This window comes from Bacillus sp. FSL M8-0256 (assembly GCF_038005765.1).
Lineage (GTDB): Bacteria > Bacillota > Bacilli > Bacillales > Bacillaceae > Bacillus > Bacillus safensis.
Genome location: NZ_JBBOTU010000001.1, coordinates 583,843 through 597,820 on the forward strand (window position 1 = coordinate 583,843; position 13,978 = coordinate 597,820).

13 protein-coding genes and 7 tRNA genes are annotated in these 13,978 nt (G+C 39.7%); 17 read left to right on the top strand and 3 right to left on the bottom strand.

Annotation, left to right across the window (positions count from 1 at the left end; genetic code table 11):
• Positions 1-6: 6 nt before the first annotated feature.
• Positions 7-141: a cortex morphogenetic protein CmpA gene (gene cmpA / locus NSQ76_RS02880; RefSeq protein WP_008346893.1), complete on the bottom strand. Its 135-nt coding sequence runs from the start codon at positions 139-141 to the stop codon at positions 7-9.
• Positions 142-240: 99 nt separating this feature from the next.
• On the opposite strand from cmpA, the gene NSQ76_RS02885 reads away from it, so the two are divergent.
• From NSQ76_RS02885 to NSQ76_RS02945, 13 genes are all read left to right on the top strand, one after another.
• Positions 241-714: a SprT family protein gene (locus tag NSQ76_RS02885; RefSeq protein ID WP_341052296.1), complete on the top strand. Its 474-nt coding sequence runs from the start codon at positions 241-243 to the stop codon at positions 712-714.
• A 199-nt stretch (positions 715-913) separates the two neighbouring features.
• Positions 914-1,891 carry a thiamine pyrophosphate-dependent dehydrogenase E1 component subunit alpha gene (locus NSQ76_RS02890; RefSeq protein ID WP_034622611.1) on the top strand — a complete coding sequence of 326 codons (978 nt, stop codon included), beginning with the start codon at positions 914-916 and terminating at the stop codon, positions 1,889-1,891.
• Between the two features lie 19 nt (positions 1,892-1,910).
• Complete coding sequence (locus NSQ76_RS02895) at positions 1,911-2,948, top strand: alpha-ketoacid dehydrogenase subunit beta (RefSeq protein ID WP_034622614.1); 1,038 nt, start codon at positions 1,911-1,913, stop codon at positions 2,946-2,948.
• A gap of 17 nt (positions 2,949-2,965) precedes the next feature.
• Positions 2,966-4,099 carry a dihydrolipoamide acetyltransferase family protein gene (locus tag NSQ76_RS02900; protein ID WP_212053073.1) on the top strand — a complete coding sequence of 378 codons (1,134 nt, stop codon included), beginning with the start codon at positions 2,966-2,968 and terminating at the stop codon, positions 4,097-4,099.
• Positions 4,100-4,115: 16 nt separating this feature from the next.
• The gene (gene lpdA, locus NSQ76_RS02905; RefSeq protein ID WP_341052302.1) at positions 4,116-5,495 is read left to right on the top strand and encodes a dihydrolipoyl dehydrogenase; all 1,380 of its coding nucleotides are present in this window, start codon (positions 4,116-4,118) and stop codon (positions 5,493-5,495) included.
• A 103-nt stretch (positions 5,496-5,598) separates the two neighbouring features.
• Complete coding sequence (locus tag NSQ76_RS02910) at positions 5,599-7,446, top strand: sigma-54-dependent Fis family transcriptional regulator (RefSeq protein WP_341052303.1); 1,848 nt, start codon at positions 5,599-5,601, stop codon at positions 7,444-7,446.
• 223 nt (positions 7,447-7,669) lie between these two features.
• Positions 7,670-7,744, top strand: a tRNA-Asn gene (locus NSQ76_RS02915).
• A 4-nt stretch (positions 7,745-7,748) separates the two neighbouring features.
• Positions 7,749-7,839 (top strand) — tRNA-Ser (locus NSQ76_RS02920).
• A 9-nt stretch (positions 7,840-7,848) separates the two neighbouring features.
• A tRNA-Glu gene (locus tag NSQ76_RS02925) sits at positions 7,849-7,920 on the top strand.
• Between the two features lie 20 nt (positions 7,921-7,940).
• Positions 7,941-8,015: transfer RNA gene (locus NSQ76_RS02930), tRNA-Gln, on the top strand.
• A 31-nt stretch (positions 8,016-8,046) separates the two neighbouring features.
• A tRNA-Lys gene (locus tag NSQ76_RS02935) sits at positions 8,047-8,122 on the top strand.
• 7 nt (positions 8,123-8,129) lie between these two features.
• Positions 8,130-8,212 (top strand) — tRNA-Leu (locus tag NSQ76_RS02940).
• Positions 8,213-8,260: 48 nt separating this feature from the next.
• Positions 8,261-8,344 (top strand) — tRNA-Leu (locus tag NSQ76_RS02945).
• Positions 8,345-8,512: 168 nt separating this feature from the next.
• Here the strand turns inward: NSQ76_RS02945 and NSQ76_RS02950 are convergent.
• Entirely contained in the window at positions 8,513-9,337 is an 825-nt protein-coding gene (locus NSQ76_RS02950; RefSeq protein ID WP_025093574.1) for a hypothetical protein, read from the bottom strand.
• A 562-nt stretch (positions 9,338-9,899) separates the two neighbouring features.
• Positions 9,900-10,463: a GNAT family N-acetyltransferase gene (locus NSQ76_RS02955; protein WP_163115566.1), complete on the bottom strand. Its 564-nt coding sequence runs from the start codon at positions 10,461-10,463 to the stop codon at positions 9,900-9,902.
• Between the two features lie 205 nt (positions 10,464-10,668).
• On the opposite strand from NSQ76_RS02955, the gene NSQ76_RS02960 reads away from it, so the two are divergent.
• The 4 genes from NSQ76_RS02960 (at position 10,669) to NSQ76_RS02975 (ending at position 13,962) form a co-directional block, all read left to right on the top strand.
• Positions 10,669-11,181 carry a GrpB family protein gene (locus tag NSQ76_RS02960; RefSeq protein WP_341052306.1) on the top strand — a complete coding sequence of 171 codons (513 nt, stop codon included), beginning with the start codon at positions 10,669-10,671 and terminating at the stop codon, positions 11,179-11,181.
• A 212-nt stretch (positions 11,182-11,393) separates the two neighbouring features.
• Positions 11,394-11,597: a cold shock protein CspC gene (cspC, locus tag NSQ76_RS02965; RefSeq protein ID WP_008346765.1), complete on the top strand. Its 204-nt coding sequence runs from the start codon at positions 11,394-11,396 to the stop codon at positions 11,595-11,597.
• Between the two features lie 333 nt (positions 11,598-11,930).
• Positions 11,931-13,544, top strand: a complete 1,614-nt coding sequence (locus NSQ76_RS02970; RefSeq protein ID WP_285707304.1) for an Ig-like domain-containing protein — start codon at positions 11,931-11,933, stop codon at positions 13,542-13,544.
• Positions 13,545-13,578: 34 nt separating this feature from the next.
• Positions 13,579-13,962, top strand: a complete 384-nt coding sequence (locus NSQ76_RS02975; protein ID WP_281237335.1) for a hypothetical protein — start codon at positions 13,579-13,581, stop codon at positions 13,960-13,962.
• Positions 13,963-13,978 lie beyond the last annotated feature (16 nt).

Below are 13,978 nucleotides of genomic sequence, written 5' to 3' on the forward strand. Positions count from 1 at the left end.
CGCACCTTAGGATGGGGTGTGCCTTGATGTGACTGAATGTTTTTTTCTATAGAAGTACCAGCATTGATTCAGCAATTTGATTTGATAATGATTTTTCTCATAAAATGCCTTCTGCATCTGATTTTTCAGCCAGTTGGGCATCGCCCATTCCTCCTTTGATCGAAACAGTGGATGTACCTTCAATGTATGCATAGGGGAAATTGTCCCGTTCGAGGTTTTTATAGAAAGGAACGATCTTGATTGAACGAGAGAGAGTTACAGCAGTTAACAGAGCACATTTCCCAGCAGTTCTTTGGCAAGGCATTCCGCCATCAGGCTGTTTTTAATGACCGTCTAAAAACGACAGGCGGACGATATTTACTTGGTACACACAACATCGAACTGAACCGCCGATACCTAGAGGAGCATGGACGAGAAGAATTAATCGGGATCATCAAGCATGAGCTGTGTCATTATCATCTGCACCTTGAGGGAAAAGGCTATCAGCATCGCGACCGTGATTTTAAAGCCTTATTAAAAAAAGTAGGAGCCCCGCGTTTTTGTACACCGCTAAAGACCGTACAAAATAAGCGCCGTGCGGAGAAACGCCATGAATATATTTGCACAGGATGCGGCCGGTCTTTTATAAGGAAAAGACGGTTTGATACCTCTCGTTATGTATGCGGCGTCTGCAAAGGGAAATTAAAGTGGCTGCGCACAACCGATTCATTGTGACAAGCATTCCTCTATGGGGATGCTTTTTTTGTTTCTATAGATGTGTGGACATATTGAGACAAAAAGAGACGCATGTCTCATTTTGTCTCTTTTTTCATCGGTATGATTCGTTCAAAACCTAAGTGTTCATGCGTCGTCATGTTGGCACGATTTTTGCTTCTATAGAAGTGCAAGCAAAAAAGATAGGAGGTTTTATCAAATGGAAATGGCATTGACTAAAGAAAAAGCCGTATGGATGTATCAAAAAATGCAGGAAATCCGCCAATTTGAAGACCGGGTGCACACCCTTTTTACAAAAGGAATTTTGCCGGGGTTTGTCCATCTTTATGCTGGCGAAGAAGCTGTTGCCGTAGGAGTCTGTGCTCATCTGAATGAAAAAGACAGTATTACAAGTACACACCGGGGCCACGGCCACTGTATAGCGAAGGGCTGTGATCTAAAAGGAATGATGGCAGAAATCTATGGGAAAGCAACAGGTCTCTGTAAAGGCAAAGGCGGCTCCATGCACATTGCAGATTTTGATAAAGGAATGCTCGGTGCTAACGGAATTGTTGGAGGGGGCTTTCCTCTTGCGTGCGGGGCAGCCCTCACAGCTAAATATAAAAAGACAGAAAATGTAAGCGTTTGCTTTTTTGGGGATGGTGCAAACAATCAAGGGACTTTCCACGAAGGAATCAATCTCGCGGCCATCTGGAAACTGCCTGTCATTTTCATCGCAGAAAACAATGGGTACGGGGAAGCGACACCATTTTCTTATGCTTCAAGCTGCAAATCAATCGTAGATCGAGCGGCCGGTTATGACATTCCTGGGATTCAAGTAGATGGAAAAGATGTGATGGCCGTTTATCAAGCCGCAGAGCAAGCAATTGAACGAGCAAAAAATGGAGAAGGTCCGACATTAATTGAATGCATGACATATCGAAATTATGGCCATTTCGAAGGAGACGCCCAGCGTTACAAAACCAATCAAGAAAAAGCAGAACACCAAGAAGAGAGAGATGCGATCGCTCTTTTTAAAAATGAATTGATCAAGCAGCAGCTGCTGACGAATGGGGAGCTATCAAATATTGAAGCGGCTGTAGCAGAAGCGATAGATGAAGCCGTTACATTCAGTGAAGAAAGTGAATATCCAGATCAGACCGAATTATTGACCGACGTGTATGTTTCGTATCAATAAATCAAAGGGGGAGAGGAAAATGACAAGAGAAATCAGCATGTCTAGTGCATTAAATGAAGCGATTAAACTTGCCATGAGAAGAGACGAGGATGTCATTTTAATGGGGGAAGATGTTGCTGGAGGCGCTCATGTCGATCACTTACAGGATGATGAAGCATGGGGTGGTGTGCTTGGTGTAACGAAAGGAATCGTTCAGGAGTTTGGGCGTGAGCGAGTTCTTGACACACCGATTAGTGAAGCTGGCTATGTAGGTGCGGCCATGGCAGCAGCTTCCACAGGGCTAAGACCAATTGCAGAACTCATGTTTAATGATTTTATCGGCACCTGTCTGGATCAAGTGCTGAATCAAGGAGCAAAATTCCGATATATGTTTGGCGGAAAAGCAGAGGTACCGATCACGATCAGAACGACACATGGGGCGGGTTTTAGAGCAGCTGCTCAGCATTCGCAAAGCTTGTATGCGCTATTTACAAGCATCCCTGGATTGAAAGTAGTGGTGCCTTCTTCACCATACGATGCCAAAGGATTGCTGCTGGCAGCCATCGAGGATCAGGACCCTGTCATCTTTTTTGAAGACAAAACGCTTTACAATATCACAGGAGATGTTCCAGAGCGATACTACACGCTGCCGCTTGGCAAAGCAGATGTGAAAAGAGAAGGCTCAGATGTGACCATTTTTGCAGTAGGCAAACAAGTTCATACAGCACTCGAAGCGGCCGAGCAATTAGCTGCCCAAGGAATTGAAGCAGAGGTGATTGATCCAAGAAGCTTGTCACCGCTTGATGAAGAGGCCATTCTAACTTCAGTAGAAAAAACAAATCGGCTTGTCATTGTAGATGAAGCAAATCCAAGGTGCGGAATTGCCGCAGATATTTCTTCTCTGGTTGCGGATAAAGGATTCGATTTACTTGACGCTCCAATCAAAAAAGTGACGGCTCCTCATACACCGGTTCCGTTTTCACCACCGCTTGAAGATATCTATTTGCCGACACCTGAAAAGGTTGTGAACACCGTATTAGAGATGGTTGGAAAGAGTCATGACAAGATCTTGAACTAAAGAAAGGAGAGAGGGAGATGGCTGTCGAGGTTGTGATGCCGAAATTGGGCATGTCAATGAAAGAAGGAACGGTATCTGTCTGGAATAAAGAGGTCGGAGAAACCGTAAATAAAGGGGAAAGCATTGCAAGCATCAACTCTGAAAAAATTGAAATGGAGATCGAATCACCTGCTGAAGGAACCATATTGGATATAAAAGTGCCTGAGGGAGAAGGTGTACCGCCTGGCACGGTCATCTGCTATATCGGTGAAGGAAATGAACAGATCGAGGAAAAGAAAGAAAAAGACCTGCCGCCAAAACAAAAGAAAGAGAGAAAAAAAATCTCCCCTGTTGCACGTAAGATTGCTCAAAGCGCTAATCTGGACATTCATACTTTAGTGGGAACAGGTCCAGATGGGAGAATCACGAAAGCGGATGTGCTTCGGGCACTTCCTGATGAAAAAGAAAAACAACAAAATGAACCAACAAAGCCTCAGCCAGTCAGCATGATGCGGAAAACCATTGCCTCGCGAATGATGGAGAGCCTGCAAACAAGTGCACAATTAACAATAACGATGAAAGCGGATGTGACAAAGCTGACAGCATTACAGTCTGAGTTGAACGAAACAGCCGCAGGACGACACGATATAAAATTAACTATGACCGATTTTGTAGCCAAAGCAGTGGTTCTTTCCCTGCTAGAGCATCCTGCAATGAACAGTCAATATCAGAATGATAGAGTCGAAACTTTTGAGCATGTACATCTTGGAATCGCTGCTGCTTTAGATCACGGGCTGGCAGTGCCTGTTATTCGGCATGCGGAAAAACTTTCACTTATTGAGCTGGCGAAGAGCATCAAATCGTATGGCAAAAAAGCACGTGAAGGCAGACTTCTCCACGATGAAATTGAAGGCTCTACCTTTACAATCACTAACCTAGGCGCCTATGGTGTGGAACATTTTACACCGATTTTGAATCCGCCGGAAGCAGGTATTCTTGGCGTTGGCAAAGCGGATCACATGCCTGTATATCATGGGAATGAATTATGTAAAGGGACGATCCTGCCACTCAGTCTGACATTTGACCATCGCGTGCTGGACGGGGCGCCGGCATCACAATTTTTATCAACTGTTAAAGCGTATTTAGAAAATCCAGTATCCATTCTTTTATAGGAAGAAGGTGAAATGAATGACGCTTGTCATTATAGGAGGCGGGCCAGCAGGATATGTGGCGGCAATAACAGCCGCCCGTTTTGAAAGAGAGGTTGTACTAATCGACCAAGGCCTGTTAGGAGGTACCTGCCTGAATGAAGGCTGTATTCCAACGAAAGCACTTTTGCAAAGCGCTGATATGTACGAGCATGTGAAATCAGCTGGACATTTTGGAATTGAGCTTCCAGGGAAGGAGCCTGTCATTCATTGGGATGCCGTTCAAAGGCGGAAGCGGTCAGTCGTCAAGCAGCTGACTGATGGCGTTCGTTATTTGATGAATAAAAACAAAATCAGCGTGTTAAATGGGAAGGCATCATTTCTTTCAGCACATGAGCTATTGATAGAAAGTGAAGGGAAATCTGAAATCATCCAGGCAAAACAAATCATTATTGCTTCAGGATCAGAACCTGCTGCTTTACCTTTCGCCCCATTTGACAGAGAGTGGATCATTGATAGTAAGGATGCGATGACGCTCCCTTCAATACCAGATTCGCTTTGTATCATTGGTGGAGGGGTGATCGGCTGTGAGTTTGCAAGCATCTTTAGCCGAATGGGATCAAAGGTTGTCATGGTGGAACAGGCAGCGCACATTTTACCTGAAGAAGATCACGATACGGCTAAATGTCTTCACGATCAGCTTCAAAAAGCAGGTGTGGAGATTTTGACATCAGCAGCAGTCAAACAGCTTGATGCAATTTCCAAAAAAGTGGTCATTGAGAAGGATCATGGGGAGCGCTGTGACATCCAGTCTGATCATTGTTTAGTCGCCATTGGCAGAAAGCCGAGGCTGGGAGAGCTGAATCTTGAGCAGATCGGCATTGAATTTGACAGGAACGGCATCTGCGTGAATGAGCATATGCAAACCAATCTTCCGCATATCTATGCGTGCGGTGATGTGACAGGCGGTGTTCAGCTTGCTCATGCTGCTTTTCATGAAGGAACGATTGCGGCATCACATGCATCAGGTGAAGATGTAAAGGTCAATGAACACGTGATTCCAAGGTGCATCTACACGTCTCCAGAAATCGCTAGTGTCGGTTTAAATGAAGAGAGTGCTAGAAAACAATATGGGGAGATTCGAATAGGGAAATTCGCATTTTCTGCAAATGGAAAAGCATTAATTTTAAATCAGCCAGCTGGTCAAGTAAAGGTCATTGTCGAACCGCAATATCAAGAAATTTTAGGTGTATCCATCATCGGGCCGAATGCAACAGAACTGATTGGACAAGCGGCGGTGATGATGCATACAGAGCTGACAGCTGATACATTAGAGCAGTTTATTGCGGCACATCCGACACTCTCTGAGGCGGTACACGAAGCCTTGCTGCAAACAAATGGACGAGCGGTGCACTGCTGATAGAGAAACTTTCTATCCGAATGACTTCCTGGGTCAGCCAATAATTGAAAGCGCTTTTATAATTATCTATAATGGATAAAAAGCCCCCAGAGGAGAGGATGGAATGAATCCGACGCCTTGTTATTTAAATACTTGGAAACGTTTTGTTCATGAAGGTTTGCTTGATAGGTCTCGTCTGGATAAGAGAGTGATGGAGTCATGGCACAGATGTAAACAGGCAAATGTGAACCCGTATTTAGATAAAGGACAGTCGTTGTTAGAAAAGGAATTATTCAGTATTCAAAAAAAGAAGTACTCACTATTCCTAAATGCTGCTCTTCCTTACTTAAATAAAATCAGTCAGCAATTAAAAGAATCAGACATGATGGCATTACTTATCGATGCAGATGGTTATGTGCTAAGTCTGACAGGAAGCCAAAGGACGCTGGTAGAAGCGAAAAAAATAAACTTTATGGAGGGTGCGCGCTGGACCGAAGCCGATGTGGGGACGAACGCTATTGGAACGGCACTGGTCATTGGGGAAGCCGTAGCGATCAACGGAACTGAGCATTTTTCAGTCGCTTCCCACCATTGGAGCTGTTCAGCGGCCCCTATTCGTGATGCAGACGGCACGATCATAGGAGTCATTGATATCTCCTGTATGGCGGATCAAAGGCATCCTTTTATGCTTGGGATGGCTTCAACAGTTGCATATGCCATCGAGAGAGAAATTCAGGTCCAGCAAAAAAGGAAAGAGATGGAGCTGATCAGTCATTGTCTCCAGCAGGTAGAAGCGGACGAGCCGTATGTTGTCTGTAATGAGAAAAAGCAGATTGTTTTGGCAAGTAAGCCGATTAGAGACCGATTTTCAGACTGGTACGGAATGGATGTTGAGCTGCTCATGGACGATACATTTGTTACACGGGACAAGCAGATCATTCAGTCAGAACAAGACGGAAAGCTGCTTGGGATGTCTTTTTCTCTTGAAGAAGCAGCGAAGAGCAATATAACTGTTTCTTTTGCTCAATTTCCCGGGGAATCTGGAACAAGTACGGCCTTTCAGCAGACGCTCAGCGAATTGAAACGAGCGGCACAAACAGATGCAAATGTCTATATTTGGGGAGAAACAGGTACAGGGAAAGAACTGGCCGCTCGAGCGATTCACTTAGCTAGTGAAAGACATAAAGGACCGTTTATTGCCGTGAATTGCGGAGCCATACCTGAAAGCCTGTTAGAAAGCGAACTATTTGGTTATGCTGAAGGGGCTTTTACAGGGGCAAAACGTCATGGAGCAAAGGGGAAATTTGAACAGGCGCATAAAGGAACGCTCTTTTTAGACGAAATTGGCGAAATCCCTTATGCGATGCAAGTGGCGCTTCTTAGGGTCATTGAAGAAAGGAAAGTCGTACCGCTCGGAGGGACACACGAAATCCCTTTGGATATTAGAATCATTACAGCGACACACCGAAATATGAACGAACTGTTGAAGGAAGGTAAAATACGAGAAGATTTGTATTACCGACTTCATGTCTACCCAATCAACATCCCGCCGCTTAGAGAAAGAAAAGAAGACATTGTTGATTTATATCGTTATTACCAAAAGAAACACCAATGGAATGCGACATTTCCTGAATCTTTTTTTCGTAAGCTAGAAGCGTATCATTGGCCTGGAAACATACGAGAGCTTTTTAATCTGTTTGAACATATAAGGGTACTGTTTCCTAAAGGAGAATGGATTGGTGAATCGCAATATGCGGAGGTATTAGAGACGATGGATCAGAAAAAGCAGAAGCTGCATTTACCAGAGTATACCGAGAATCCAAAAGAACTCACGCTAAGGGAACGCATTCAAAAGCAAACAGTGATAGACGCACTGCACAAAACGAAAGGTCATGTGACAGAAGCAGCGAGGTCAGCAGGGGTGCCAAGAAGCACCTTTTATAAGTGGATGCGAAAGTATAAGCTGTCATGAACCTATAGGGAGCGCAGCAGCAAGGAGACCTTGGTCTTTCAGTTAGAGGTCGGGGTCTTTCTGTCATGTCTAAACAGAAAACAAAAAGGAAGGAAGAAAGGCTTGACTGTTATATTAGTATATGTTAAATTATAAAAGCCGTCGCTAATGAGACAGGAATGAAACACTTAAAAATTCTTGACACATTTTTCTGGCATAGATATAATGAAACATGTCTTATTATTCCGCAGTAGCTCAGTGGTAGAGCTATCGGCTGTTAACCGATCGGTCGTAGGTTCGAGTCCTACCTGCGGAGCCATAATGGAGAAGTACTCAAGTGGCTGAAGAGGCGCCCCTGCTAAGGGTGTAGGTCGCGCGAGCGGCGCGAGGGTTCAAATCCCTCCTTCTCCGCCATTATTGTATGGCCCGTTGGTCAAGCGGTTAAGACACCGCCCTTTCACGGCGGTAACACGGGTTCGAATCCCGTACGGGTCATGTTTTGTTTTTTGATTCGTTGGGCTATAGCCAAGCGGTAAGGCAACGGACTTTGACTCCGTCATGCGTTGGTTCGAATCCAGCTAGCCCAGCCATTTTTTATATATGTTTTTCTGCATAGCAGATGAGCCATTAGCTCAGTTGGTAGAGCATCTGACTTTTAATCAGAGGGTCGAAGGTTCGAGTCCTTCATGGCTCACCATTGTCACGCGGGTGTGGCGGAATTGGCAGACGCGCTAGACTTAGGATCTAGTGTCTTTATGACGTGGGGGTTCAAGTCCCTTCACCCGCATTGTTTTTTCAAACAGTGCACTTATGAATATATGAGCACATCATACACGCGGTCGTGGCGGAATGGCAGACGCGCTAGGTTGAGGGCCTAGTGGGTGAATAACCCGTGGAGGTTCAAGTCCTCTCGGCCGCATCTAAAAAACCAAAGGTTGTAGACCTTTGGTTTTTTTATAATATCTAAATAAATCTATCCACTTATTTTAAGTAAGTGGTTTTTTTGTATGAAATAGATATTTTTATATAATTAGGAACTTTATTGTTTTTCTGTTTCACTTTACTTTGTATTATTCAATTAAGTTGTTTAAAGCAAAGAAAGAACTCGTTCATAAAGGAAAGGAAAAAGGATATAAAACGCTAAAGATAAAGAAAATGTTCTTGATAGATTTTTATTTTCTGGTAAATAAAGAATCTTAGTGATGTATGTTGTAACGATAACGGCAGTAATAACATGAATTATTAGAAGAAATGGCATAAAGTGATCAATGGTTGAATTCACTGTTACTTGTTCAGAAATTTTTTGTGCATTTTCTTGAATTATTTTCATGTTTATAGGGTTGTTATTCCAAAAATTTAGAGTTTTAAAATTTGCTATCGCTGTAAAGAAGATTATAAAAAGATTTCGAATTAGAGCATTTTTTGTTAAAAGAGAACTTAGAAAAACAGCTGTAATTAAACCGAACGATGCGTGAATAACAATTGTTCCTGCAACTTGGAAAGAATCCCAAAAAATATCACTATAATTAATAATATCTTTTAATTCGAATTTTTTAAAAGATGAAAAAATTTCATTTAACGCTACTATAATAATCAAAACTAAAAATGTTTTACTCATAATAGACTCTATAAAATTTGCACGAGAATTTAATTTTGCTTGTTTTTCTTTAAATTCTTCTTTTTTTTGTTGATGGTAATAATAATGTTCTTGAGCATGATTGTGTTGAATAGCAACATTAAATTCATTATAATAGCCATTTTGTATAAAATTATAGTTTTGTTGTTGAGAGTCTTGAAACTCTTTTTCTCTTTTAAGACGATTTTGTGATAAAGATAAGAACAAGCCAACAATAGGTATTATTCCGCTACCTATTAACAATATAGCTCTTTCAAAAATAACAGCATCAAACAAAATATACATCCTTTCAATGGTTTATGAATTAAGTATACAATTTCCCCAAAAAATATAAAAGAATGTTAATTTGTAAATTGATAAGGAATTTTAATGATGAAAGAAGTATATGATTAATTTTACTTTTCCTTTAATAAAGTTGAATGGTTGGTCATTATGAAACGAATGTGTTTTTACATAGACCCCACGATAGAAATTTATTATGTGAATTCATTTGGCAGGCCTGTAACATGAACTTGTATTTAATAAATTGAAATAGATATTTCAATCTGTTATAGCTGTCCATGAATTGGCCACATTCTTTGGAAAGTGTAATAGTGTGTATAAAATAGCCCTATTTATTTGTACTGTAATCAACTTTTCGTAAGTGTTTTACAAATTTTTCTGAGTGAGGGCTAGTGGATGAATAAACCCATAGAGGTTCAAGTCCTCTCGGCCGCATCAATGATATCAAGGGGGTTAGTCCCTTTTTGTTTTTTGTAACCAAAACTGACCACTTACTTTTATAAAATATGTTATGCCTTTTTGTTTTAATAGTATCCGTTATTTTAAGCGTACAATGTCATTTTATTATGGAATAAAAACAAGTGTCAGTCAGCTTGCTACCATCTGCGGATAAATCATCATTTCTTAAAATGCCTTCAAATACAAAGCCAAGTTTTTCTGGGATAGCCCGACTTTTGAGGTTTGTTGATTCACACCTTATTTCAATTCTTCTAAATTTGATATTGTTTAATCCGAAGTCAGCTAATTTCTCCACTGCTTCTGTCATATATCCATTCCCACTAAACTTTGTATTTACCCAGTACCCAATCTCACATTTAGGAATGGTCCAGTCAATCCTCTGAAGGCTAGTTGTCCCAATGAAGTGATTGCTGTTTTTATCAAAAATAAGAAAACGGAAACTTTCCCTTTTTAAAAAATTGATATGAGCATTTCTTAAATTGATCTCTGTTTCTTCAGCAGTAGGAAGTTCTTGAGCGAATGGCAACCACGCTTTTAATTCAGAAAAGGAATCCTTTATTGCTTGGTTTACAATTTTCCCGTCTCCTGTTTGGTGTGGTGCTCGAAGAATGAGTCTTTCTGTTTCTAACTGTAAAGGAATATCTAACAATAAAGGGTTCATTTCATTTCTCCTCTCGGAATTTTATATTTTAGAGTATGTGGTTCAAACTGTACGTTGTTAATTTATTGTAGCAGATACCTGATCAATTCTTTAAAACATGAAAGAGCATTTTAAGTAAGTGGACTTTTTGTTTGAGTTTTGTTCTCTAGTTATTTGTATTAAAATTTCCAACTGAACAACAAAATCATAAAGTGGGGTTGAGTACATGCTTGGATTACCAGGAGGGGAAGTTTTTTTAGTTCCTTGGTCTGCTGAATGGGTCAAAGAATTTGAAATGGAGAAGAAACGAATAGTAGAAGTTATCGGTCAGTACATAGTGAATGTCCACCATATTGGAAGTACAGCAGTAAATGGTTTGAGTGCGAAACCCATTATTGATATTGCGATCGAAATCAATCATTTTCTTGACGAAGAACAGTGCGTAACAGCTTTGCAAGGGCTGGGTTATTCTTATAGAGGGATCAATGTGTTACCTGAAAGACACTATTTCAGTAAAGAAGAACCACGTACACATCAAATCCATATGTATCAAACGGGCAATAGATATCTACTCGAACAAATAAATTTTAGGGATTACCTGAGAAGTAACGAACTAGCAAGAAGTGAGTACCAACAGCTTAAACTTAACCTAGCAAATGTAAATAAAAATGACAAACACAAATATGCAGAGGGAAAAACAGAATTTGTTAAGTCGATTTTAGATAAACATTCTCTTTAGGTGCTTTTTATGCACAAGAAAAATCGCTGCAAAGAAGAGTTTCTTCTTTCTAATCAACAAATTGCAATTATTACCGATTCATGCTATAATGAAAAGTAATTATTTTTGTTCGGCGTAAAGGATAGTATGAAGATTGACTTTTCGTCTTGAGGGTACTTTGGGCAAGGATAGTATAATACATTGTGTGGTAAACGCACGAGGAGGCAACAATCATGGAACAAGGTACAGTAAAATGGTTTAACGCAGAAAAAGGTTTTGGATTTATCGAACGTGAAGAAGGCGACGATGTATTCGTACATTTCTCAGCTATCCAAGGCGACGGATTCAAATCTTTAGACGAAGGTCAAAAAGTATCATTTGACGTAGAGCAAGGTTCTCGTGGAGCTCAAGCTGCTAACGTTCAAAAAATTGCTTAATCTTCATTCTTAAAACAGGTTCTCTACGGAGAGCCTGTTTTTTTTGCATGAAAAAACCCTACTCAACGTACAAGTAGGGAGATGGTACAAGGTATTCGTAAAAATTTCATGCTTCAAAGGTTAGTTTAGTATAACATACTGGATTGACAATATGCGGAATTTCCATAAATTAATTTCTTTTATTTTCTTTATAAAGCGGACTGTTCAGTCATTCTGTTATTAAGAAAGATTGAAATGAAGTCATAATTTACTTATTAATCAATTAAATGAATATTTTTCCGGAGTGGAATATGGTAAAATCATTATGTTCTTTCTATAAAAATTGGAAATGTGGTGAATATATTGAAACGTATTTTGGGATCTTTTGTTTTTATATTTATCTTCAGTTTTTCTTTTGTTTTATTCGCAAGTGCAGAAGAGGTGAACATGTCATCTGGAGTCTCCATAAATGGAGAATTGAAATCCAAAAGTTCAATGAACCGATACAATTTTACAACGAATGCTGATGGAGAAGTATACATCAGGCTAGATAAGGCATCTGCCTCTTTTAGTATTACTCTATATGATTCGAAAGGGAATAAGATAGATTCTAATGAATCTTCATTTCCTGGTGAAGCTCTGGTTATCGATAATAAATTGAAAAAAGGGAATTATTATATTGAAGTTATGCCCAGTGAATGGGAAGGCGTAACTAAAGGTACATATCAACTAAAGGCGACATATCCAGGTGCTTTTAAGCGTAATTTAACAACCTTTGAACCAAACGACACTTTTGAAACAAGCATGAAGGTATCTAATGGTACCTATTATAAATCAACGATTGATAGTGAAATTGATAAGGATGTTTATCAGTTCACTTCCAACAAAGATGGTGAGTTATATCTTACTTTAGATCAGGAAACATCTGAATTAGAAGTCACTGTCTATAATGAGAACAAAAATGAAATTGTATCTGACTATACGTGGAATGCTGGAGAGAATATTGTCATTCACGAAAATATAAAAAAAGGAACCTATTATGTCAAAATAAAACCATACACTTCTAATTGGGAAGGAATATCAAATGCTAAGTACCGACTTAAAGTGACGTATCCAGGTTCTTTTAAAAGAGATTTAAATACTTACGAACCAAACGACACGTTTGAAACAGCAATTCCGCTCATCTCAAATCAATATTACAAATCAAAGCACGAATCGGATTTGGATAGAGACGTATATCAATTTTCAACAGTGAAAGATGGAAAAGTAAAGATTAATCTAGATAAAATAACAGAAGGAGCCTCTATCGCTTTATACGACAAGAACGGTAATGAAATCACTAGGGAATATTTACCTGATATCTTTGGGACAAGTCCAGTTATTGATTTAAATCTAAAAAAGGGCAAATACTATATTGTTGTTGAGCCTAGACATTGGGATGGTGTATCCAGTCAAACATATCGTTTAAAAGCATCTTATCCAGATAAAACACCAAGCATAAACACAGTAACTGATCAATCAACAAATATCGTAGGTAATGCGGAAACGAATGCCAAAGTTTTCGCATATATTGGTCAGAAAAAATTAGGCTCTACAAATGCAAAAAAAGGGAAATATTCAATCAAAATTCCTAAACAAAAAGCTGGAACTTTAATCACTGTGTATTTAGTAGATTCTAATGGAGCGAGAAGTGGCAGTAAAACAATAAAAGTGTTAGATAGAACGCCTCCCGCTATACCAAGTGTTAATAAAATCACAAAAAATACAACGGTTATAACAGGTAAAGGTGAAAAATATGCTACAGTGTACGTTTATCATAAAAACAAGAAGTTAGGAACTGCAAAATTAAATAAAAATGGACAATTTAAAGTGAAAATAAAAAAACAGAAGAAAAATACATTGATAACCGTTTATTTAAAGGATGCTGCCGGAAATAAGAGCAAATCTAAAGTGGTAAAGGTTTATTAGTGGACTATGTAAGACAACTTAAGGAGATATTGAAATGCTAAAACGATTCTTATTTATTTTTTCAACGCTCCTCATGGCGATTGCAGTATTGTTCATCGCCGCAAAGGATTCACCTGGGAAGAACACGATTTCGTTAGATGACCCATTACCATTTATGCTGTCAGTAGGGATGGTGGTTTTCTTATTTATTCCTCCTTTGGTGATGTCGTTTTTTGATCATATTGTGGTTAGAGTAATATCTGGAATCTATCAATGTTTTATTGTGTTCTCATTCCTTGTCTTAATCCCTATAGGCTTTTTTATTCCGAACGGGGGAATGACTATTTTGATTTCAATTTTAGGCTTTTTGGTTAGCTTGTCCAGTATGGTTGTTACATTGATGCGAGGTCATCATAAAGAAAAAGGAGTTAGCATATAGCGATCCATAAAAAAGC